We start from the raw sequence: 22082 nt of genomic DNA, 5'->3' as shown, positions 1-22082 counted from the left end.
TGAATATTGTTTGTAAAAAGATCGGGAAGGAAGACAACAAGTGAAGACAGAGAAATTTTTTACTCATCCGATCGGTGTATGTATCGCTGCTATAGCGGCGACATTTTTATGGGGAAGCGCCTTTCCCTTTATTAAATTAAGTTATGCCGAACTCGGAATTCAGCCGCATGAAGTAGGAGAGCAAATTTTATTTGCTGGTTATCGCTTTTTCTTATCAGGAGTAATCCTTTTATTCTTTTTTAAAGCGTTAGGAAAGGATATGTACTTCAAAAAAGAAACAACAAAGCAAGTAGTACAAATCGGGTTATTTCAAACGTTTTTGCAATATGTATGTTTTTATATCGGCATAAGTTACAGTTCTGGTATTGAAGGCGCCATTATTTCAGGAACATCTTCGTTTTTTCAAATTTTAATTGCGCATTTCTTGTATAAAGATGATGCGCTCAATATAAGAAAAATAATTGGTGTTTCCATTGGTTTTTGCGGTGTAATTTTAGTGAATGTACCAAGTGATGGAAGTTTTACATTCCATTTTGGAATCGGGAGTGTATTACTTCTTGGAGCAGCGATGATGTATTCATATGGGAATATACTTGCTAAAGAAGGTAGTAAAACATTAGATGTTGGATATATGACAGCATATCAAATGATTTTCGGATCCATTGGGTTATTGTGTATTGGTATATTTCAAGTTGGATTTATGCCGTTTATATTTACTACTAAGGCCTTTTTTATGTTCCTTTATTTATCATTCTTATCGGCGGCAGGCTTTTGTATATGGAATACAGTTATGAAATATAACAAAGTAGGAAAAGTGTCGATGTATATGTTCTTTATCCCTATGTTTGGCGTATTGTTATCTAGTATGATGTTAGGAGAAGCAATCCATTCGTTTGTATTATATGGGCTAGCTTGTGTTGCAGCAGGGATTATTGTCGTAAATCGTACACCTAAGGAACAAGAGATAAAGAAAGAAAGTAGCGTAGAAAAGTCATGAGGAGAGTCGATACTAAAATGTTATAAAAATTCCTTGTTATTGTAGCAGAAGAAAAAAATAATATATGATCGATTCGAAATGAGATATTGACTAATCGACAAATCTCGTCCCCTCACCGCTACGAAAACATAGAGAAAGAGCTCGTTCAAAAGCGATAATTTTGAACGGGTTCTTTTCTATTTGACGAAAAAACAGGAAAAAAGATATTATATCACGAAAAAAGATAAAGAGAACGCTATTTTTATGTAGAAGAGAGTATTGGATGAGACAATTAGAAGATTTTGTCCTTATGTTATGTAAAAGCAAAATGAGAAAATGAGCACATGTTCATGATTGGAGTTTATACGTTGGAAAATGAAAGAATATGTGTCATTCATTGAGGAGAACGTATTATGAATGAAATTTATCTTTTATTAACTGGACAAATTATTTTTTTTGTTATTGGTGCGATTTATGCCATTGTGCAAACAAATCAAGTGCAGGAGAATAGACCGCTACCATTAGCTGTTCGCTTAGTACTTAGTTTTTCCTTAACTGTGAGTGCGATATGGATGTTACTGCAAGATCCTTCTATTGAATATCGTCGATGGATTGCAATTGGGATGACCTTGTCTACAGTAGGTGATTTATTTATGGCTGGGCTTATTCCGTTTGGTCATCGATTAATAGGGGGAATGATTACTTTTGCAATTGCGCATTGTTTTTATGTAACAGCATTTTTGCAAGCAGGTATTTCATGGATTGGTTTTGGAATAGGGCTATTTGTATATGGTTTCTTGTTAGTCTTTGGGTGGTTCTTTTTTATTCGGAATCCAAATCAAGATAGGTTATTTACTCTTGGAGCACTTATTTATGGAGTATGGGTGGGAGGTATGGCTTGTTTTGCATTCGCATTAGATGATACAGCTCATACTATGTGGTGGTTACCGGCGCTTGGTGGATTTTTATTTGTGATTTCTGATTTTATTATTGGAGTTACAGAGATAGGTGCAAGAAAGATAAAATATGACCCACTTTTTGTGTGGTTAACATATGTTGCTGCACAAATGTGTATTATTTATGCGGGAATATAAAGAAGAAGGACTGCGAGTGAAGTAGTCCTTTTTGTAGCGAGATACCGAATTATAAGGAATATAGAAACAAATATGGATGGGGGAGAAAGGGGAAGGAGATGGAAAAGAAAAAACATTTTCGTGAATTGTTTGAAGTATTTGCGATTGCATGTTTACTAGCTTTTTTAGCAAAAGTGTTTTTATTTTTTCCGACCACTGTAAATGGGGCATCAATGAGACCGGCTTTGGAAGATGGTGATAAGGTCATTATTAATAAATTAGCAAAGAGATTTGAAAGCTATGATAGGGAAGATATTATTGTAGTGAAGACAGATAATTTTTATGTGAAGAGAGTGATTGGATTACCGGGAGATGTAATTGAGATGAAAAATGATCAATTATATATTAATCATCAAGTGCATAGTGAACCGTATTTAGAGAAAAATCGAAAACATGCTAAGCAACTCCTTGTTCATTTAACAGAAGACTTTGGGCCAATTACTGTACCAAAAAATAAAATCTTTGTTATGGGAGATAATCGTTTAATTAGTAGAGACAGTCGGAATGGTTTAGGGTTTATTGATAAGAAGCAAGTATTAGGGACACTGGTTGCTATTTATTATCCTTTTCATCATATGAAAATTATATAGAAATGATAGAAAGAATCCCCCAAACAATTCTGAAGAATTGCTTGGGGGCATATTTAAGTAGTTGGAACTTCATGATGTCCCTTTCTATTTAACATAAATTTATATTGGAATAGCTGTAATTTAAATAGAGATAACGGATCATGATAAGTTTCTGGGTTTGTTCTTAATTTTGTTAAATTATGTTCATCCTCTTCAATTTCTCGATGAGCTGCTTCTACAGTTTGTTTTAAAATGCTAAGAGGATCTTTAAAGAACATCATAATGTCGCGTTCTAATGCACTTTCGAACAATTCAAATTGCAGGAAGAATTGTGTAGAAATAGTTGTAGCCACATCTGTATAATCTTCCGTTTCAATATATTGTTTATATTTATTAGAGAGAAGAGGTTGATTTTTATTTCCAAACAGTTTTCCAGCACTCTTTAAGAAAAATTGTGTTGGTGTAAAACGTAGTAATATGTTGACATTATCGACTTTGATTCGGTGCGTCATTCTTACAACATCCCTGCGCCAATCATCTAGAAGTTTGAAATCACATGGTAATTGCATGCGTTCTTCTTCGTATAGTTTATTAAAGGTTGTACTCATTTCATCTAAGTAAGATTGACCTTGAATAAACTCATTATGAGCTGTTTCAATCCATTCTTGAATCGATTTTGTAAATTTAGGTAGTAGCACTTGTTGTAAATGTTTTTGAATTCGTTCATTCATTGCATCATTTATTTCCTCATGAACCGATTTAAAATCACTATCTTCTTGAACGAGATCAGAACAACTTTGTAACAACTCTGGAATTTGAGCATGTATATCATGTATAATTTCTTCTTTTGTTAATCGGTACGAATCTGTAATCGAACGGATGGTATCTGCTTGGATTGTAGTGAGATTATTCAGAAAACCATTTAATTTTACTAAAATATGCTTATTCCAACGAATTGATTTTTCTAATGTATTTTCTAGCTCGACACGTTCGTTTATGAGATATGTAATGGTCTTATGAATAAACCATAACAGTTTTTCTATGCGTTCTTGAGTTATATCTCTCTTAGCGATATTTGCAAGAATAGAATCAGTTACATCGCTTAATTCCTGACTATTTTCTTGTAGCGGTGAATAAGGAAAGATTTGTGCCGATGGGAAGTGCGCATGTATCTTATTTTCAATTTCATTAATCATTTGCTGTGCTGTCTCTGCATGAATATTTGAATCTAGTTTATTTCGTATAAATTGAATTTGTAAATTAGGCATTTGCTCTTGCATATATACCAATGTATCGAGTTCTTCATCCGATAATGGTGAAGATGTATTGATAATATAAATAAGACTATCGGTTGCTTGCAAATATTCAAGAGCCGTATCCTTCATATGTAACGCTTGTTTAAAGTTAGGTGTAACAATGAATGAGAATTTATTTTTTCTTAAAAATCTACATGGTAGTTTGAACTCGACACAGTTCTTTCTCGTTTCTTCTTGAGAAGGTGTCATCATCATATTTTGAAATGTATTCACGTCCGAAACACTTCGAATTGTTAAATCTGTAAATTCGTTTATTTCCGTTTGAACATTGTCTTTAAAAATGATAGGAACCGACTGGTAATCCCCTAATATGTCTTCCCCTAGTATTGAATTCATAAATAACGATGTATCGAGGTTGCTCGTTCCGGCTATCAGAAATTGTTTTACTTGTAAATTAGAAAGACCGCGAACAAGTAATGTGAATTGATGTGGTAAATCTACATCATTGTTTTCTGCCCATGTAGCAATTGTTTCAAATAGTGTAGAAATATTATCTATATTCATTTCTTCATTAGCCTCTAAATGAGACAGAATAGCTTTAGCACTTTTTACAAGAAGTGAATCTAAAGTTTTAGGAGCGACTTCATCCCAAGCTAATACCGCAGCGGAAACAAATAAAGAATTTTCCTTTTTGGTAATACTGAACCAATTTGTTAATAAATCTGGAATGATTCCTTGTAATTCATGCATGAAGTGCTGGCCTGTAATTAACTTACAATATGTTTCTTGATAAAGGATAGAAATTTCATTCCAGTCCTCGGAAGGACCTACTTCTAAATGGCAGAATAAATGATTCACTGTTTGGATCCATGTTAAATAGTTTGGTTCTTCTCGGTAGCTATTCCACAGTGCTGAAATGAGTTCTTTAAATTGTGCTTGATCAACTGTATATAAGGTTTTTAATGCTTCATAAAAATATTCTGGTTTCATATTTTTTGTGAAACCTAGATTGATATAATGAATCAAAATATCAAACCAATGTAAAGATTTGGTTCGAATCCCTTCATGTACTGCAAGTTCAATTGCGTTGTTCCAATCTTCTTGTTTTTCATAGAAGGAGCGAGCGATTGTAGTAATATTAGGATAATCAGGCTGGAATGAAACAGCTTCATTAATCGTTTTAAAAGCCAAACCTAATCGATTTTGTTCAAGATAAAGAGAAAAGAGTTGTAAAGCAACTTCCATTGTAAGTGTTATATCTTCCGTTTTAATAGAAGTATAAATTTCTTCTGCTGTGGAAAGGAAACCTAATTCAAAATAAGCATCACCTATATTTTTCTTTGCCCAGAAAGAAAGTTCATTATTTACTTTTTCCCATTTAAAAATAGCAGCTTCAAAGTCTTTATGATGAAAATAAACTTCACCTTGTGCAAAGCGAATATTTGATATGTTGGCAAATTCGTTTTGGGATTCATTTATGTATGCTTCTCCAAGAATTTTTTGGGCATCAGTGGAGGCTTGTTCTGTTAAAAATGTTTCATAATATATCTTTTGAATGAATTGTTTTTCTGTGGTCATGTTATTTCCCCCTATATAAATTAGAAAAATGATTTGTTATGTAAAAAGGGTGCATTTTCATTTAATGGATAGAATTTGCATTTTATCGACCAAAATATATTTTTTCAGTTATATCATTTTTCTGAAGAGTGAAACCGATGCTAACAGTAACTTTCTTTCTATTGTAACAAAAAAAATCGTTTATGAATTTTTATTTTTTAATGACTTTACAAAATGAGATGTATATGAAAAATGAAAGAATAGGAGTAGAGTTCATTATAAAAAACATGTATAGTGAATATGTATACCATGTTTGCTACAAAATGAGAATGGGCATAATATGGAATAACGATTGTACATGGGATGTGTCATCCGAATGGAACAACATATTGCTGAATTAATCACACAATACGGATATTTTGGGATTATTATCGCTTTAGCTGGTGGAATTGTCGGGCTGCCGATACCAGATGAATTTCTCTTAACCTTTATTGGGTATAACATTTCAAAGGGTGTTATGTCAGGACCGGCAGCGTTTTTAAGTGGGATGGCAGGTGCGATGCTTGGAATTACATTAAGTTATTTATTAGGTTTAAAGCTCGGCTTACCTGTATTGAAAAAATATGGTCCTAAGATTCGAATTAAGGAAAAACAAATTGAAAAAACACATATTTTGTTTGAAAAATATGGTCCATTTCTTTTACTGGTAGGATACTTTATTCCAGGAGTGCGTCATTTAACAGCGTATTTTGCTGGAGTGTCCAATCTAACTGTATGGCGCTTTTGTTTATATGCATATAGTGGTGCGCTTATTTGGATTAGTGTTTTTATCGGACTTGGTTGGAAATTGGGAGAGAAGTGGCGTTTTGTTGAATATAGCTTACATCATTATGGAATTTGGATATTAATTATTTCAGGACTAATAACAATTGCAGTTTGGTTTTATTTAAAAAGAAGAAGAAACCGCTTATGATAAGCGGTTCTTTAGCTAAAAGCGATGAATAAGACACCAGTTGTAATACATATAACACCGATTCCGGTCATGAGATTTATTTTTTCACCTAGAATGATCATCGCTAGGAGAATTGAGATGACTACACTCAATTTGTCAACAGGACCTACTTGCGAAACTTTCCCTGTTTTTAAGGCAAGAAAATAGAATAGCCATGATGAAGCACCTGCAATACCACTTAATGTGATGAATAGCAGTGCTTTTTTATTAAGGAGAACATCTCCAATGTTTTGGAATTTTCCTTGTACGATAATAACTCCGATCATAAATAATGCCATAATGATTGAGCGGATGGTTGTTGCGACATTTGCATCAATGCCATCTAAACCGATTTTCCCGAATATAGATACGAGAGCTGCAGCAATTGCTGATAATAGTGCGAATAATAACCATGAACTCATAGTAAAACTCCTCCCATCTTTTAGTATTATACATGAAAATCATTCTCATATATAATAAGATAGGAAAAGAAAAACCCACTTTATTACTTTTAAGGTGGGTTTTTCTTCGTATTATTCTACAATTTCTTCGTACAAAAAGTACGTTACATTATAAATGTGCTCTACTTCCTCATCTGTCATAAACAGCAGGTCTGTACGTTCGATTCCTTTTTTCTTTTCAATAAATTCAATCATATTTTTCCGTTCTTCTCTTTTCATATTTTGTTCTCCTCCTAAACTGTTTTAATACAGTTTATTTAAGTTAATATTTATTATATAACAGAATCTTTAGAAAGTTCCAGCTTTTTTATCTTTTTTTACCATAAGTTTTCGACAAAACAAGCTTTTTTTAAATGGAATTGTGATGAAATAGAACCAGTTAGGAGAATACTAATAAATAGTGAGGATATATGATGGAAGGGTGAACAGGATGTTTAATAAAATTTTTCTTATATTGACAATTGTTGGGGTACCGCTTTCAATTTTAGGAAAAACAATGCACTGGCCACAAACAATTATGTTTGCTGTCTATTGTTTAACAATTGTTGCTTTAGCTGCTTTTATGGGAAGGGCAACTGAAAGTTTAGCAATTGTATCAGGTCCAAGAATTGGAGGGCTATTGAATGCAACTTTTGGAAATGCAGTAGAACTTATTATTTCTATTTTTGCTTTACGAGCAGGACTGATAGAAGTTGTATTAGCCTCATTAACAGGGTCTGTTCTTGGAAATTTATTATTAGTAGGAGGTCTTTCTTTTTTTGTGGGGGGACTGAAATATAAAAGACAAAGTTTCAATGTGTATGATGCAAGGCATAATTCAGCATTATTAATATTTGCAGTCGTTGTTGCTTTCGTTATTCCAGAAGTCTTTTCAATGAAAATGGACATTGAAAAGACACATCAATTAAGTATTGGCGTTTCCATTATTATGATCATTATGTATTTAGCAGCTCTGTTTTTTAAATTGGTTACACATCGCGGTGTATATCAGCATAGCAGTGATGATGCAAAACATGAAGAAGAACCGGAATGGTCAAAAGGAAAAGCATTGCTTATTTTAGCAATTTCAACAGTGGCAGTTGCTTACGTTTCAGAAGCACTTGTGCATACATTTGAAACAGTCGCAAAATCTTTTGGGTGGTCAGAATTATTTATTGGGGTTATTATCGTTGCCATTGTTGGGAATGCTGCTGAACATGCTTCGGCGATTATTATGGCATATAAAAATAAGGTAGATATCGCTGTTGAAATAGCGATTGGTTCTACTTTACAGATTGCCATGTTTGTTGCTCCTGTACTCGTGCTACTTTCAATGTTCTTCACGATAAAAATGCCATTAGTATTTACAGTGCCAGAACTCATCTCTATGATTACAGCTGTATTTTTAACCATTGCAATTTCCAATGATGGGGATACAAACTGGTTTGAAGGAGGCACTTTATTAGCTGCTTATTTTATTATGGGAATTGGTTTTTACTTGTTGTGAAGAAAGGCGGATAACAATGAGGAAGAGAGAAAAGAATAAATAAAGTAAATCATTTTGATGCTGTTAATTAGGAAGGAGTCAGACAGGTGAAAAGAGTGTACAGTATATGGCTTTTAACAATAGCCACACTAATATTATTATTTCCTTGTAATAGTCTTGCCAAGACGACGTTGCAAGTTAAGATGCCATCATCTGTTTTAAATATTTCAAAAGATAATACGTATTCAAATGAAACACAAGATTTACCACGTTTGCAACCAAGTAAGCTTGCGCAAGAATTGTTAAAAACATCAAGTATTAAAATTGAAAATCCAGATTTAATTCGGATGTTAAATGAAACTTCAATTTCAAATGCACCACTTGCAATCGGATATAAAGCAAAAATTTATTTAGGACAGTGGCCATTACATTATGAATCAACAGATACAACAATGAATTGGGAATATAAACAAGTAAATCGTAACGTGTATGATAATAGAGGAGTAGAGGCGGTGCATCCGCTTCGCTATAAGCAAGAGATTCAAAAAACGATAGAAGGAAATCTAACATCGCCTATTAAAGATGCGGCAGATGTGAAAGCTATGATGTTGTTAAAGGCTTCTGAAAAAGTTCAATTGCCTCTTTCTTTTAAAACCACAATTGGATATGGAACTCATCATGAACGAGTGTACAAAATTAGTCCGAAACAAATGGGATATTTATATGCGTATGTGCCAGCGGTAAATGAAAAAGGAAAAGTTACGTTTGGTGAGGTATATCTTGTTTTGAAGGGCAATCAAAAGAGATTGGTTGTTAAAAATGTAACATCACAAGGAATTGGAGCCGCTATTCCAATTCAAGATTATTTATCCTTTAAATTCATCCCATCACCACATCCGCAATAGAAAAAACGTCAGCTATAGGAAGCTGACGTTTTTCTTACAATGTAATCTTCGCTTTTTTTGTTAAGAAATCTTCATTTTGATAGTAACTATTTTTGACAAGAATATTTGGACCAAGGCATTTTACAGCTGGACAATGGCAGCTTAATGATTTTGCTGTTTTGGAACTGTACCATTTGTCGTATGCTTCTTGTAATGTATTTGTTTGTACATTGCCGAGAACGGGAATATCGCCAAAATCAGTAACGATAATATTGCCATCAAAGATATTTACATTTAAGCGGGAGCGGCCATCTGGATCATTACGAACAGTTACATTTTTGCTCTCATGCAGTTTTTTTAGAGTAGCTAAATCACGTTCATCATCGCTACATGCATAAAATGGTAGCGTTCCGAATAACATCCATACGTTTTCATCCCGAATAGCTAATAGATGTTCAATTGCGCTTCGGATTTCAGCTTTTGTTAGAATTTCAAGATTGCTAGCAAAGTCACTTGGATACATTGGATGTATTTCATGACGCTTACATCCCATTTCTCCAACAATTTGACGATGAATGTTTTCAATATGTGGTAATGTACGTTTATTTAACATTGTTTCTGCGGAAACGATAACACCGGCATCTGATAAAGCTTTACTATTTGTAATCATGCGCTCAAACAGTTTTGCACGTTGTTCATAAGTAGGTTTGCGGGCCATCATTGCAAAACCACCTTCAACGAAATCATCAATCGTTCCCCAGTTATGTGAAATATGCAACACATCTAAATAAGGAATAATTTGTTCGTAACGGGCTAAATCTATAGTTAGGTTTGAATTAATTTGAGTGCGAACGCCTCGTTCATGGGCATATTTTAAGAGTGGTGTTACATAGTTGTCGACGGATTTTTTTGACATCATAGGTTCTCCACCAGTGATGCTTAGAGAACGTAAATGAGGCACCTCATCTAATCGTTTTAATAAAAGCTCCATTGGAAGCGGATTTGGATCTTTAGGTTGCAGTGTGTACCCAACAGCGCAATGTTCACAGCGCATATTGCATAACGTTGTCGTTGTAAACTCAACGTTTGTTAATAGTAATTTGCCGTACTCTTCAAGGTCCATATACGCTTCCCATGGATCGTAAGAAGGAGTAATCGGCTTCATTGTTTGTGATATACTCATATGAAATACTCCTTTGACTATTGGAATAACAATTTGTCCATTCTCTATAATAGAAGAATATAGACATTTTATAAAGTGAAACTTTTCATAACAAAAAATTGTAGAGTTACTTAAGACGTGTTAAAAAATAAGAAAATTTTTTATATGTTCATTTGTATAGAATAATATTATGTACAAAAATTGATAAAAAGGCATGTTCATGTCAATCATTTTTGCGGTATAATGAAAACAACTCGAATAAAAAGGAGAGTGCTTTCGTGGGAAAAGCAATTCATGATAAAGATTCGCAATTAGTATATTTAAAAGAACGTTTAAATATGTTCATTGAAGTAATCGATTCAATTGAACCAGAAGAAGTGGAATTAGAAGATGTAGATCGTCTTCTTGCAATGTTAGATGAATTAGAACTAAAATGTGAGCAATTTAAAAAAGATTAATAATATATGAAAGTGACCACCAATGATATGTTGGAGGTCATTTTTTCTTTTATAGAAGTTCAAGTTGGTGAAGGCTCATAATCAGTGGGGAGTGAAGCCCCTCTTACTGATTAAAGTTGTACTTTATCATTTTAGAAACCAGAGAGAATTTGTTTTATCAAATAGAATGAATATAAAAAAAAGGGTATAATCAAGTTGTGAAAAATTTCATTTTACTTTCAGATGATAGACATACAAACAAGGAAGGATAGAATGAAGTTTTCATCTAACGACGTTTTGGTAGCGTTCACAATTGAGGGGGAAGTAACAATGGAAAAGCTTCAAGAAAGCATGTATCAACTTATTGTTGAAACGTCGACGAATTTACCAAAGGATGTTCGTCGTGCAATTCAACAAGCAAAGGAACGAGAGAATGCAGGGACTCGTTCCGCGATGGCACTTGGCACAATTACAAAGAATATTAAAATGGCAGATGACAACATTTCGCCAATTTGCCAAGATACAGGGATGCCAACATTTAAAATCTATACACCAGTTGGTGTGAATCAATTAAAAATGAAAGAAGCTATCTATAGTGCGCTTGAGCAGGCGACCAAGGATGGAAAATTACGTCCGAACTCTGTCGATTCCCTTTTTGGAGACAACAGTGGAAACAACTTAGGGCCCGGAACACCTGTTATCAAATTTGAACAGTGGGAAAAAGATTATATCGATGCTCGTTTAATTTTAAAAGGAGGCGGCTGTGAAAATAAAAATATTCAATATAGCTTGCCTTGCGAACTAGAAGGGCTTAGACGAGCAGGACGTGATTTAGAAGGGATTCGTAAATGTCTTCTTCATGCGGTATATCAAGCACAAGGACAAGGATGTAGTGCAGGTGTAATTGGTGTCGGTATCGGGGGAGACCGCACGTCGGGATATGAATTAGCTAAAAATCAATTATTCCGTCCATTAGATGATGTGAATCCAATTCCAGAATTGCAGAAATTAGAAGAATATGTATTAGAGAATGCTAATAAACTTGGGATTGGTACAATGGGATTTGGTGGAGAAACGACTTTACTTGGTTGTAAAATTGGAGTATACAATCGTTTGCCAGCGAGCTTCTATGTGTCTGTAGCATATAATTGTTGGGCATATCGCCGTCTTGGTGTAACACTTCACCCAGCAACAGGTGAAATTATCGAGTGGTTATATCAAGAAGGAGAAGATACGCTTCAACAAGAGGTTGTACAAGAAAAACAAGAACAACGTGAAATCGTATTACAAGCCCCAATTACAGAAGAACAAATTCGTGAACTGCGCGTTGGGGATGTTGTAACAATTAACGGTATGATGTACACAGGTCGTGATGCGATTCATAAACATTTAATGGATCATGACTGCCCTGTAGATTTAAATGGTCAAATCATCTATCATTGTGGGCCAGTTGTAGTGAAAGATGAAAATGAGAACTGGAAAATTAAAGCGGCAGGCCCAACAACAAGTATCCGTGAAGAACCATATCAAGGAGATATTATGAAGAAATTCGGTATCCGTGCAGTCATTGGTAAAGGTGGTATGGGTGCAAAGACATTAGCTGCACTGAAAGAACATGGCGGTGTCTATTTAAATGCAATTGGCGGTGCTGCGCAGTATTATGCCGAATGTATTAAAGAAGTAAAAGATGTAGATTTTCTACAGTTTGGTATTCCAGAAGCAATGTGGCATTTACGCATTGATGGTTTTAAAGCAGTTGTAACAATGGATTCTCATGGTAATAGCTTGCATGCTGACGTGGATAAAACATCACTTGAAAAGTTGGCGGAGTTCAAAGAACCGGTATTTAAATAAAGAAAGAAAAAAATGCATCTCGAGTTACTGGAGATGCATTTTTTGGTATATGTAGAAAAATATGCTCAGCATGAAAGGAAGATTAAAAACAGAAACTATCGATACGATGACATATGGAAAGGGGAGTATGTATGAAGTTTAGATATTTATATATAGGTCTCATTTTAATGATTATAATGGCATTTGTACCGAAGTTTGCTTTTGCTTATACGAATGAGGCGAATCATTGGGGAATCCCGCGAGCTAAAAGCGAGACTCCGCCGGATGCGGGGAAAAAGTTTATGGATTTACTTCGTAATAATGGTGGCTTTTATTTAGGCGATACGACTAAAAAAGATATATATTTAACATTTGATAATGGCTATGAAAATGGATATACTGAAAAAATTTTAGATGTATTAAAAGAAAAGAAAGTACCAGCGACATTTTTTGTAACAGGACATTATGTGAAAGGGCAAAAAGATTTATTAAAGCGAATGGTAAATGAAGGACATATTATTGGTAACCATTCACAAACACATCCGGATCTTACAACCGTCAATGATGCAAAGTTAAAAGAAGAGCTACAAAGTGTAACAGATGAAATTAAAAAAGTAACAAAGCAAAAGGAAGTAAAATATTTACGTCCTCCGCGCGGTATTTTCAGTGAACGCACATTGGCGCTTGCAAAAGAAATGGGGTATTACAATGTATTTTGGTCACTTGCTTTTATTGATTGGAAAGTAGACGAGCAAAGAGGATGGCAATATGCATATGATAATGTGATGAATATGGTTCATCCAGGTGCGATTATTTTATTACATGCCGTATCAAAAGATAATGCAGAAGCCCTTGCGAAAATCATTGATGATTTACGAGAGAAAGGGTATCATTTTAAAAGTCTAGATGATTTAGTAAAACGCAATCAACCGTAAGCATGTATGCTTGCGGTTTTCTCATGCTATAATGATGTGTAAAAAGGATGGGGAAACGTATGTGGAGTGAACATGTTACGTTAAAGAGTCCGTACCATTTTGAAGAAGTATTAAGGCGCTTATCTTTTGATCCATTACATCGTGTTCAATTAGATGAGAAAATCGTGTATGTTCCACTGTTTATAAATGGAGAACAAATTGTTGTTCGCATACAAGGGCTAGGAACAATCGAGAAACCACAATTTTGGATTTCGAGCGAGACAGGTCAGCGCGAACAAGTTATGGAACGGATTTATACTATTTTCCAGTGGAATGAATCTTTGCAAAAGATACAAGACCATTTTCAAAACACATCACTACATCCACTTTTTGAAACATATGCGTATACACCGCTTATTTTAGAATTTGATTATTTTGCTTGTCTGCTTCGATGTATCATTCACCAACAAGTTAATTTAAAGTTTGCTACTGTTCTTACGGAACAATTTGTAAAGACATATGGAACAGAGAAGAATGACGTTTTCTTTTTTCCAACGCCAGAAAGAGTAGCAAAGATTTCAATAGAAGAACTTAGAGGACAAAAGTTTAGTCAACGAAAAGCGGAGTATATGATCGGATTAGCAAAACAGATTGTGGAAGGTAAGCTTAATTTGTCAAAGTTAGAAAAACAAACAGAGGAAGAAATTTCTGCACAATTGTTACCAGTACGAGGCATTGGAGCATGGACAGTGCAAAATTTTTTATTATTTGGACTTGGGCGCCGAAATATGTTTCCCAAAACAGATATCGGAATTCAGCGTGCACTACAAAGATTATTTCAATTAGACAATAAGCCAGATGATGCACTTTTAGAACAAATAAAACAAGAGTGTGAACCATACTGTAGTTATGCAGCGTTATATTTATGGAAAAGTATAGAGTAGAGGTGTAATAATCGTGCAAAAGCAACATGAAAGCAAATTGCAAGTTGGCCAAACGTTTCCAGTGACCATTAAGCGTCTTGGGATTAACGGAGAGGGCGTTGGTTATTTTAAGAGACAAGTTGTCTTTATTCCAGGAGCATTACCAGGTGAAGAAGTGGTTGCAGAGACAACGAAAATTCAACGCGGTTTTGCGGAAGCAAAAGTGAAAAACATTCGTAAAGTTTCCCCACATCGCGTGAAAGCTCCGTGTCCAGTATATGATAAATGCGGTGGTTGTCAGCTCCAGCATTTAGATTATGAGGAGCAATTAAATCAGAAGCGTGATATCGTTGTACAAGCATTTCAAAAGTATATGAAGAATAGTTTGGAAGAGAAGATTCGCCCGACGCTTGGTATGAAAGACCCATGGCACTATCGTAATAAAAGTCAATTACAAGTAGGAAGAAAAGACGAAAAAGTTATTACAGGATTATATGAGCAAAATTCACATCGTCTAATTGATATTGCGCATTGTATGATTCAACATAAAGCAACAAACGAAGCGACGAAAGTCGTTAGACGTATTTTAGAGAAGCTAAACATTTCTATTTATAATGAGCGGAAAGGGAAAGGGCTTATCCGTACAATTGTTACACGTGTAGCAGTCCAAACAGGAGAAGTGCAAATTACGTTAATTACGGCAAAAGACGAATTTCCAAATAAAGAGCAGTTTATTGCAGAAGTACAAAAACAAATGCCAGCTGTGAAATCTATTATGCAAAATGTAAATGGACGTAAAACATCTGTTATTTTTGGGGATAAGACGTTCCACTTAGCTGGGAAAGAAGTCATTCAAGAAACGCTCGGCGATTTATCATTTGAATTATCAGCGCGTGCCTTTTTCCAATTGAATCCAGAGCAGACTGTTGTTCTTTACAATGAAGCGAAAAAAGCAGCAGCATTAACAGGAAAAGAAAAAATTGTAGATGCGTATTGTGGCGTTGGTACGATCGGACTGTGGCTTGCAAACGATGCAGCGGAAGTGCGCGGTATGGATGTCATTCCAGAAGCAATTGCAGATGCACGAAAAAATGCAAAACGCCACGGATTTACAAATACGAAATATGAAGCAGGGAAAGCTGAACAATGGTTACCGAAATGGGTAAAAGAAGGCTGGCACCCAGATGTAATCGTGGTGGATCCACCACGTACAGGTTGTGATGATAAATTGCTTGAAACCATTTTAAAAGTACAACCAAAAACAGTTGTATACGTTTCTTGTAATCCATCTTCACTAGCACGCGATGTAAAAACATTAATGAAGAGCTATGAAGTGGAATATGTACAGCCAGTGGACATGTTCCCGCATACAGCACACGTTGAGTGTGTTGTCTTGATGTCACGGGTGGAGAAATAAAGGAGCTTTACAAGCGTATAAACAAAGGGTTTTCGAGATTGGGAAACATTCTGCCAGTTGTGCGGTGGAAATTCTTAGTCTCGAAAACCCTTGTTTTTATTTATTAAGGAAACATATCGACTGTGGAAATCGGCAGAGGGTTGAGGAGATAGAATGGATGATGTTGTAGAGTTGTAGAGATAGGATAGATGTAATAAATAACAAATGACCTAACCATATGTGTTCGATAGGATAGATGGAATTGAGATAATAATTATTTAATATAAACAATATATATCAACGCTAATTCATATCTATTACCATTAAATCATATTTAATAATGCGATTTTATATTAAAAGATTTATATTCATAGGTTTTTTATGTTATAATAGATTACTATTATTATCACCAGTTTGATATCCGAGGTGAAAGAAATGAATGAGATGAATGAAAAATGGTCAAATCTTGAGGAAATTTCAGAATACTTAGGGGTTACAAAAGATACAATCCGAAATTGGATAAAAAAAACTGATATCCCTGCTCATAAAATTGGTCGGCAGTGGAAGTTTAAACTTTCAGAAGTTGATGAATGGGTCAAGAGTGGAAAAAGTGCGATAGAATAAGTTTTGGAAGGAAGAGCATTATGGCAGAAATACGTTTATACAACGGTGATTGTATCGAAACGATGAAACAACTAGACGATGCATCTGTTGATTTGATAATAACCGATCCCCCATATAATTTAGGGAATTTTATGAAAAATAGAGATACTAATCTTGTGAAAATGAGAGAAAACTTTTTTGGAGCAGCTGGTTGGGATGACCTTGACTTTGATGATTGGCAAAAGTCAATGGACAACTTTTTTATGGAGTCTGCTAGGGTTTTAAAAAAAGGTGGTTCTATGATTGTTTTCATGGCAATTATTAAAGTTGAAACATTGATTAGCCTTGCAGAAAAAAGTGGATTTTATTATAAGACTACAGGTATTTGGCATAAGTTAAATCCAATGCCACGAAATATGAACCTCCATTTTGTCAATTCAACTGAAGCATGGCTATACTTCACATATAAAACACGTACAGGTACATTTAATAATGAAGGGCGTTTAATACATGATTTTATAGAAACCTCAATTACACCGAATGGGGAGAAAAAATATGGCAAGCACCCTACTCAAAAGCCAGAACAATTAATGGAACATTTTGTGGAAATTTTATCTATTGAGGGTGATACTGTCTTGGACCCATTTATGGGAAGCGGAACAACTGGAGTAGCTGCGAAAAGACATAATAGAAACTTTATTGGAATTGAGTTAGATAAGGGTTATTTTAATGCTGCATCTAAGCGTATCGAGGAGGTGCCAAATGAAGCCTAAAGTAATCGATTTATTTGCAGGTGTTGGAGGAATGTCTTTGGGATTTGAACAAATGGGATTTGATGTAGTATTTGCAAATGAGTATGATGTCTCAATAGCAGATGCCTATAAAATAAACCATCCTAATACCGATATGTTAGTGGCCGATATAACAACTGTAGATTTTGAAGAAACATTTTCAAGGTATTTTGGGGAAATAGACGTCATTATCGGCGGGCCACCATGTCAAGGATTTTCGCAGAAAGGTCAGAGGAAAACAATTCATGATGAACGTAATTTCCTTTTTAAATCTTTTGTGAGAGTTGTTGAGAAAGTACGACCAAAGTACTTTGTTATGGAAAATGTCCCCAATTTACTTACTGCTGAACGCGGGTATTTTAAGAAGGAACTAGAGAAACTCTTTAATGACATGGGTTACGAATTAAACATGGGAGTGTTGAATGCGTCAGATTATGGAGTGCCACAAAATAGAAGACGTGCGATAATTATTGGTAAGCAAGGAGATGTTGCTCCTTCACTCCCAACACCACAAGAAGGTAAAGTAACAATATGGGATGCAATAAGTGATTTAGCTTACTTGAATTCTGGTGAGGGATCTGAAAAACAAGAATATAGAAACCCGCCACAAAGTTCTTACCAAGAAACTTTGAGAAAAGAATCGACTATTCTATATAATCACGTTGCAACTAATCATTCTGCTTTAGCTTTAGAAAGGTTATCATTGATTCCACCAAATAGTGGCAAGGAGGTTCTTCCAGAAGAGCACTTAACAAAATCTATTTATAGTGGTACTTGGACCCGTATGAGAAAAAATGAAGTGTCTGTTACCATTACGACACGGTTTGACACACCATCATCAGGAAAGTTTACACATCCTTTTTTGAATCGTGCAATTACTGTTCGTGAAGCGGCTCGCATACAGTCTTTCCCAGACTCCTTTCACTTTGTTGGTACTAAAGGATCTCAAATGAAACAGGTAGGAAATGCTGTTCCGCCTTTATTAGCTAAAGCCATTGCTCAGGTTATTATGAAGGATATAGAAGTCTATAAGGAGGATACTGCATATGCAAAGGCCTGAAAACATGGAAATTTATGAAGACATAGATTTAAAGCTTGGCATTAAGTCATCTTTGCCCAACGTTAAAGCCACACTTGCCCTTTTTATTTTGATTTGGAAGAGTGAAGGACGTCCGGCAGAAGTGAAGTATTCAGTTCAAGATGGTGATTCAATTCGTATTTCGGATGAACTCATGAATAAGCTTGTAGCATACTCTTCACCAGTGTATAGTGCTCATGGCGTTTCGGATGATCAATTTCGTCAAAAAGTGAATAACAATCAACTATTAAAATCACAAATGGAAGCTCTTATTGTAGCGTTTGAACTATATTGGAAATTGGGCGAAATTGTTTTTCAGGATAATACTAAGCCTGTTAGTTCTGAGAGAACAGGTGGTGTGAGGTATCCAAAAGAGATACATTTTACTTTGAATATGGATATCATTGATGTCGCTATGGCTGTGGCAGAGGAGAAATATAAGGAAGTATTGCTTAATTGGTTGGGATTGAGTGTCGCCACAAGTGAACGAGAAGATAAATTGCTTAAGTCCGTATTAACGGCTTTGTCAGAAACAGCAGTATTTAAACTTGTTGATAGTGGTCAAGATGTAATTTTTAATCAAGATAGCATCTATCGTAAACTTTTAGCTACCACCGAACCAGTAGACATTAATGGTGATAAAGAAGCCAAGGGTTCGTTACGAGTTCTGAAAACCTCTCTAAATGATGGAACTAATCCATATTTGAACTATTCGCGTGGAACAGTTACTTCTACGAACGATCCGGATCTAAACCTTGCCGATTATCAAAAACGTGTTTCTACATACTTGTCTCTAAGTACTACAAAAATTGTAGGAATTGATGAGTATGAAGAAGTACAGAGTGGGGCAGATGCTGCACATGAATCCAATGATGACTATCTTACCGATTCTTCTAATGCTGAATTAATAAAATTTAAAACAGGATATCAAACTGATTTCCACCATAATAGAATTATCTTTGGTGCCCCAGGAACAGGTAAAAGTTATACTTTAAATCGAGATAAGGAGACCTTACTTAAAAATGGTGGTGAGTACGAGCGTGTGACTTTCCATCCTGACTATTCGTATGCTAACTTTGTGGGAACTTACAAGCCTACGATGGTGGATTCAGAAAAGAATCTGATTGGAAGCAAAGATGAGAGGGATGTTTTAACTGTTCTGTTGGATGATAAAACGGCTCAAGAAAAATATGACTTGCTATATGAAAAATTTAAAGATGGAGATTTAACTCGCTTACCACTTTTACTAGGATTATATAGTGATGACAAGTTTAAAACTAAGAAAAAAGATGGCTCTGATGCCAGTGGTGATAATAGCGTTGAACGAAATCATGGTCGTGCGATTAGGCCATATGTAAACCTGATTTCAAAAAAACAACCTGCTAGTGAAATTGCATATGAATACGTTCCTGGCCCATTTATGAGGACGTATGTGAAAGCACTTAAAAATGCTCAGTCAGATAGTCCTAAGCCATTTTTATTAATTGTTGAAGAAATCAATAGAGCGAATGTTGCAGCTGTATTTGGTGATATATTTCAGTTATTAGACCGTGATGAGGATAATGTTAGTGAATATGCTATTCAAACATCTGAGGATATTAAAAAATACCTTGCTAAAGAATTAGGGGGTAATCCACAAGAGTATTCTGAAATCAAAATCCCGGATAATATGTTTATATGGGCAACTATGAATAGTGCTGACCAAGGAGTATTCCCTATGGATACTGCATTCAAACGTAGATGGGACTTCACTTATTTAGGTATTGATGATAGCGAAGAAAAAATTGTAGGTAAAACTGTTGAACTAGGTAAAGGTGCAAACAAGAGAATAGTTGAGTGGAATGAATTGCGTAAAGCAATAAATACTGAACTTCTTTCATATAAAGTGAATGAGGATAAGTTGCTTGGTCCATATTTTCTGTCAAAGAAAATCGTTCCTGAATCGGAACCTATTGACCCAACAAAGTTTATCGCCACATTTAAGAGCAAAGTTATCATGTATTTATTTGATGACGCAGCAAAGCAAAAACGACATACTCTTTTTGATGGTTGTAATGATAAGACGACATACTCTTCTATTTGCAAAGAGTTTGAGGAAAAGGGTGTATTTATCTTTGCCAAAAATATCAGCAATAAATTCCCTGCTACTGCTCCTACAAATAACCTTACAGGGGACGGTGCAGAATGATATCGAAGTTTGTCCGAGAACAGAAAAGATATAATCAAACTGAATTACAGGACATCTTTCAATGCTCGGAAGAAAAAACGGTAGATATTATTAAGCGTTTGAAAGAGTATGGTGTTCTAAAGGCTGTTAAAGCAACGGATTCTCAAAAAAATATGTCAGACCTGTTGGACGAGGATATTGAAGTTGCAGATGTAGAGATTGGTGAGAATGAATACTTTTATGTGTTTACTTTCGTTGGTGTAATAACCGTTTGGGGTTGTGTATTAAAATGCTATCCTAAATATATCTTAACTAATAATAATCCCTTAACTGAGTTAAAAACAATAATAAAAGTTCTTGAAAAGTATAATGCCAAAGAGCAAATCATTCGTATGTATAATGATAACAGTGAAAGTAGTGCTTTCAACTTGCTTGCTGTTATGATTTTCTTGCTACATGACTACTACGAAAATGGTGCATATACGAATACAAAAAATATAATTGAAACTAATGGTTCGGGTGAAATACTGTGGGACAAGACGATAAATGAGACCTTTACTTATCTCAGTAATAATCGACCATATTACATAGAACTATTTACACAAAAACGTATAAATGATGATTTTGATTACTTTAAAAGGCTCCATGAATCTATTATAAGTATTTGCTCTAGGGAACTAAAAGATGCAGATTTATTGGATTTGTTTGATATACTGCCGGTTGAAGTGTCTGATGAAGAACTTGATGACTTTGGAGAAAAAGACTATATACTTTACCGCATACAAAATGAATTGAATTTGCAGTTTAATACAAGAAAGCAGTTATTACTAAAGACGTTATACGCCTATGTTGCACATAGTAGCACACTTGCAGAAATTGATTGTTTCACTATGTTTGGTACAAACAGTTTTAATTTAGTATGGGAAAAGGTGTGTGCGGAAGTACTGGACAATCAATTACAGACTCCACTAGGTTCACTGCCTATTTCGTTATCTGACGGATATAATCCTTATGACCTGCTCATTTCATTAATAGAAAAGCCAAAGTGGAATGGTTATAAGCAAGATGGTTCTGAATTTCAAAAGCACGCTAGGGAAACCCTCGTACCAGACATTGTGTCAATCCATAAGATGAATAACTCACATCAGTTCATTATATTTGATGCTAAGTATTATAATATTCAACTTGAGCATGGAAAAGAACTACGAGGACAACCTGGAATTGGTGATATTACAAAGCAGTACCTATATCAGTTGGCATATAAAAAATTTGTTAATGATCATGGAATTCAAGATGTTAAAAATTGCTTTTTGATGCCAACCGAACAACATAGCATTATTAATAAGGGATACGTCAATATAGAAATGTTAGATGCTCTTGGGTTACAGAATATACAAATAAGACAGTTGCCCGCAGAATTGATATACTCGCACTATTTAGCAAATGAAAAAATGGATATAGGCTTACTTCATTTATAAAGGGGATG

General features: G+C 34.8%; 20 protein-coding genes. 16 read left to right on the top strand and 4 right to left on the bottom strand.

The window, feature by feature from the left end; all coding sequences use genetic code 11:
• Nucleotides 1-40 precede the first annotated feature (40 nt).
• The 3 genes from MR059_RS13240 to lepB all read left to right on the top strand — a co-directional run bounded on the left by MR059_RS13240 (nt 41) and on the right by lepB (nt 2699).
• Entirely contained in the window at nt 41-997 is a 957-nt protein-coding gene (locus MR059_RS13240) for a DMT family transporter (protein ID WP_242161865.1), read from the top strand.
• A 392-nt stretch (nt 998-1389) separates the two neighbouring features.
• Nucleotides 1390-2070, top strand: coding sequence for a lysoplasmalogenase (locus tag MR059_RS13235; RefSeq protein WP_011983513.1), 681 nt, complete (start codon nt 1390-1392; stop codon nt 2068-2070).
• Nucleotides 2071-2168: 98 nt separating this feature from the next.
• The gene (gene lepB / locus MR059_RS13230) at nt 2169-2699 is read left to right on the top strand and encodes a signal peptidase I (RefSeq protein WP_011983514.1); all 531 of its coding nucleotides are present in this window, start codon (nt 2169-2171) and stop codon (nt 2697-2699) included.
• A gap of 53 nt (nt 2700-2752) precedes the next feature.
• On the opposite strand, the gene MR059_RS13225 is transcribed toward lepB, so the two are convergent.
• Nucleotides 2753-5512: a tetratricopeptide repeat protein gene (locus MR059_RS13225; RefSeq protein ID WP_011983515.1), complete on the bottom strand. Its 2760-nt coding sequence runs from the start codon at nt 5510-5512 to the stop codon at nt 2753-2755.
• A gap of 355 nt (nt 5513-5867) precedes the next feature.
• Between MR059_RS13225 and MR059_RS13220 the strand changes: the two genes are divergently transcribed.
• Entirely contained in the window at nt 5868-6464 is a 597-nt protein-coding gene (locus MR059_RS13220; RefSeq protein ID WP_242161864.1) for a DedA family protein, read from the top strand.
• Nucleotides 6465-6475: 11 nt separating this feature from the next.
• Here MR059_RS13220 and MR059_RS13215 read toward each other — a convergent pair whose 3' ends face one another.
• Complete coding sequence (locus MR059_RS13215; protein WP_011983517.1) at nt 6476-6904, bottom strand: EamA family transporter; 429 nt, start codon at nt 6902-6904, stop codon at nt 6476-6478.
• A 111-nt stretch (nt 6905-7015) separates the two neighbouring features.
• Nucleotides 7016-7162, bottom strand: a complete 147-nt coding sequence (locus tag MR059_RS13210) for a BH0509 family protein (RefSeq protein WP_011983518.1) — start codon at nt 7160-7162, stop codon at nt 7016-7018.
• Nucleotides 7163-7373: 211 nt separating this feature from the next.
• Between MR059_RS13210 and cax the strand changes: the two genes are divergently transcribed.
• Nucleotides 7374-8429: a calcium/proton exchanger gene (gene cax, locus MR059_RS13205; protein ID WP_011983519.1), complete on the top strand. Its 1056-nt coding sequence runs from the start codon at nt 7374-7376 to the stop codon at nt 8427-8429.
• Between the two features lie 86 nt (nt 8430-8515).
• Complete coding sequence (locus MR059_RS13200) at nt 8516-9313, top strand: YfkD famly protein (protein WP_041809408.1); 798 nt, start codon at nt 8516-8518, stop codon at nt 9311-9313.
• 34 nt (nt 9314-9347) lie between these two features.
• On the opposite strand, the gene yfkAB is transcribed toward MR059_RS13200, so the two are convergent.
• Complete coding sequence (gene yfkAB / locus MR059_RS13195; RefSeq protein WP_011983521.1) at nt 9348-10475, bottom strand: radical SAM/CxCxxxxC motif protein YfkAB; 1128 nt, start codon at nt 10473-10475, stop codon at nt 9348-9350.
• Nucleotides 10476-10732: 257 nt separating this feature from the next.
• On the opposite strand from yfkAB, the gene MR059_RS13190 reads away from it, so the two are divergent.
• From MR059_RS13190 to MR059_RS13145, 10 genes are all read left to right on the top strand, one after another.
• Nucleotides 10733-10912 carry an SE1561 family protein gene (locus MR059_RS13190; protein ID WP_011983522.1) on the top strand — a complete coding sequence of 60 codons (180 nt, stop codon included), beginning with the start codon at nt 10733-10735 and terminating at the stop codon, nt 10910-10912.
• A 309-nt stretch (nt 10913-11221) separates the two neighbouring features.
• Nucleotides 11222-12745: a class I fumarate hydratase gene (gene fumA / locus MR059_RS13185; protein WP_095206560.1), complete on the top strand. Its 1524-nt coding sequence runs from the start codon at nt 11222-11224 to the stop codon at nt 12743-12745.
• 131 nt (nt 12746-12876) lie between these two features.
• Nucleotides 12877-13659, top strand: coding sequence for a delta-lactam-biosynthetic de-N-acetylase (gene pdaA / locus MR059_RS13180; protein ID WP_011983524.1), 783 nt, complete (start codon nt 12877-12879; stop codon nt 13657-13659).
• Between the two features lie 59 nt (nt 13660-13718).
• Entirely contained in the window at nt 13719-14582 is an 864-nt protein-coding gene (locus tag MR059_RS13175; protein ID WP_011983525.1) for a DNA-3-methyladenine glycosylase family protein, read from the top strand.
• A 10-nt stretch (nt 14583-14592) separates the two neighbouring features.
• The gene (gene rlmD, locus MR059_RS13170; RefSeq protein ID WP_242161874.1) at nt 14593-15978 is read left to right on the top strand and encodes a 23S rRNA (uracil(1939)-C(5))-methyltransferase RlmD; all 1386 of its coding nucleotides are present in this window, start codon (nt 14593-14595) and stop codon (nt 15976-15978) included.
• A 414-nt stretch (nt 15979-16392) separates the two neighbouring features.
• Nucleotides 16393-16581: a helix-turn-helix domain-containing protein gene (locus tag MR059_RS13165; RefSeq protein ID WP_035198876.1), complete on the top strand. Its 189-nt coding sequence runs from the start codon at nt 16393-16395 to the stop codon at nt 16579-16581.
• Between the two features lie 20 nt (nt 16582-16601).
• The gene (locus MR059_RS13160; RefSeq protein WP_084347347.1) at nt 16602-17333 is read left to right on the top strand and encodes a DNA-methyltransferase; all 732 of its coding nucleotides are present in this window, start codon (nt 16602-16604) and stop codon (nt 17331-17333) included.
• The gene (locus MR059_RS13155; protein ID WP_066226112.1) at nt 17323-18411 is read left to right on the top strand and encodes a DNA cytosine methyltransferase; all 1089 of its coding nucleotides are present in this window, start codon (nt 17323-17325) and stop codon (nt 18409-18411) included. Before MR059_RS13160 ends, MR059_RS13155 begins: the two co-directional genes overlap by 11 nt.
• Nucleotides 18398-20617 carry a 5-methylcytosine-specific restriction endonuclease subunit McrB gene (locus MR059_RS13150; protein ID WP_242161863.1) on the top strand — a complete coding sequence of 740 codons (2220 nt, stop codon included), beginning with the start codon at nt 18398-18400 and terminating at the stop codon, nt 20615-20617. The genes MR059_RS13155 and MR059_RS13150 overlap by 14 nt, the downstream gene beginning before the upstream one ends.
• The gene (locus MR059_RS13145; RefSeq protein WP_242161862.1) at nt 20614-22074 is read left to right on the top strand and encodes an LlaJI family restriction endonuclease; all 1461 of its coding nucleotides are present in this window, start codon (nt 20614-20616) and stop codon (nt 22072-22074) included. The genes MR059_RS13150 and MR059_RS13145 overlap by 4 nt, the downstream gene beginning before the upstream one ends.
• Nucleotides 22075-22082 lie beyond the last annotated feature (8 nt).

It is taken from the genome of Bacillus cereus group sp. BfR-BA-01522, from assembly GCF_022662635.1.
Classification (GTDB): Bacteria; Bacillota; Bacilli; order Bacillales; family Bacillaceae_G; genus Bacillus_A; species Bacillus_A cytotoxicus.
The sequence above is the reverse complement of the archived record's forward strand: the minus strand, read 5'-3'. Positions and strand labels throughout refer to the sequence as shown.

Bases quoted from the DNA above. Each gene is read 5' to 3' on its own strand.
- MR059_RS13165 (WP_035198876.1), top strand. From the start codon at position 16,393: ATGAATGAGATGAATGAAAAATGGTCAAATCTTGAGGAAATTTCAGAA.
- MR059_RS13225 (WP_011983515.1), bottom strand. From the start codon at position 5,512: ATGACCACAGAAAAACAATTCATTCAAAAGATATATTATGAAACATTT.
- MR059_RS13155 (WP_066226112.1), top strand. From the start codon at position 17,323: ATGAAGCCTAAAGTAATCGATTTATTTGCAGGTGTTGGAGGAATGTCT.
- MR059_RS13150 (WP_242161863.1), top strand. From the start codon at position 18,398: ATGCAAAGGCCTGAAAACATGGAAATTTATGAAGACATAGATTTAAAG.
- pdaA (WP_011983524.1), top strand. From the start codon at position 12,877: ATGAAGTTTAGATATTTATATATAGGTCTCATTTTAATGATTATAATG.
- MR059_RS13220 (WP_242161864.1), top strand. From the start codon at position 5,868: ATGGAACAACATATTGCTGAATTAATCACACAATACGGATATTTTGGG.
- cax (WP_011983519.1), top strand. From the start codon at position 7,374: ATGTTTAATAAAATTTTTCTTATATTGACAATTGTTGGGGTACCGCTT.
- fumA (WP_095206560.1), top strand. From the start codon at position 11,222: ATGGAAAAGCTTCAAGAAAGCATGTATCAACTTATTGTTGAAACGTCG.
- yfkAB (WP_011983521.1), bottom strand. From the start codon at position 10,475: ATGAGTATATCACAAACAATGAAGCCGATTACTCCTTCTTACGATCCA.
- MR059_RS13145 (WP_242161862.1), top strand. From the start codon at position 20,614: ATGATATCGAAGTTTGTCCGAGAACAGAAAAGATATAATCAAACTGAA.
- MR059_RS13160 (WP_084347347.1), top strand. From the start codon at position 16,602: ATGGCAGAAATACGTTTATACAACGGTGATTGTATCGAAACGATGAAA.
- MR059_RS13235 (WP_011983513.1), top strand. From the start codon at position 1,390: ATGAATGAAATTTATCTTTTATTAACTGGACAAATTATTTTTTTTGTT.
- MR059_RS13210 (WP_011983518.1), bottom strand. From the start codon at position 7,162: ATGAAAAGAGAAGAACGGAAAAATATGATTGAATTTATTGAAAAGAAA.
- MR059_RS13215 (WP_011983517.1), bottom strand. From the start codon at position 6,904: ATGAGTTCATGGTTATTATTCGCACTATTATCAGCAATTGCTGCAGCT.
- MR059_RS13175 (WP_011983525.1), top strand. From the start codon at position 13,719: ATGTGGAGTGAACATGTTACGTTAAAGAGTCCGTACCATTTTGAAGAA.
- lepB (WP_011983514.1), top strand. From the start codon at position 2,169: ATGGAAAAGAAAAAACATTTTCGTGAATTGTTTGAAGTATTTGCGATT.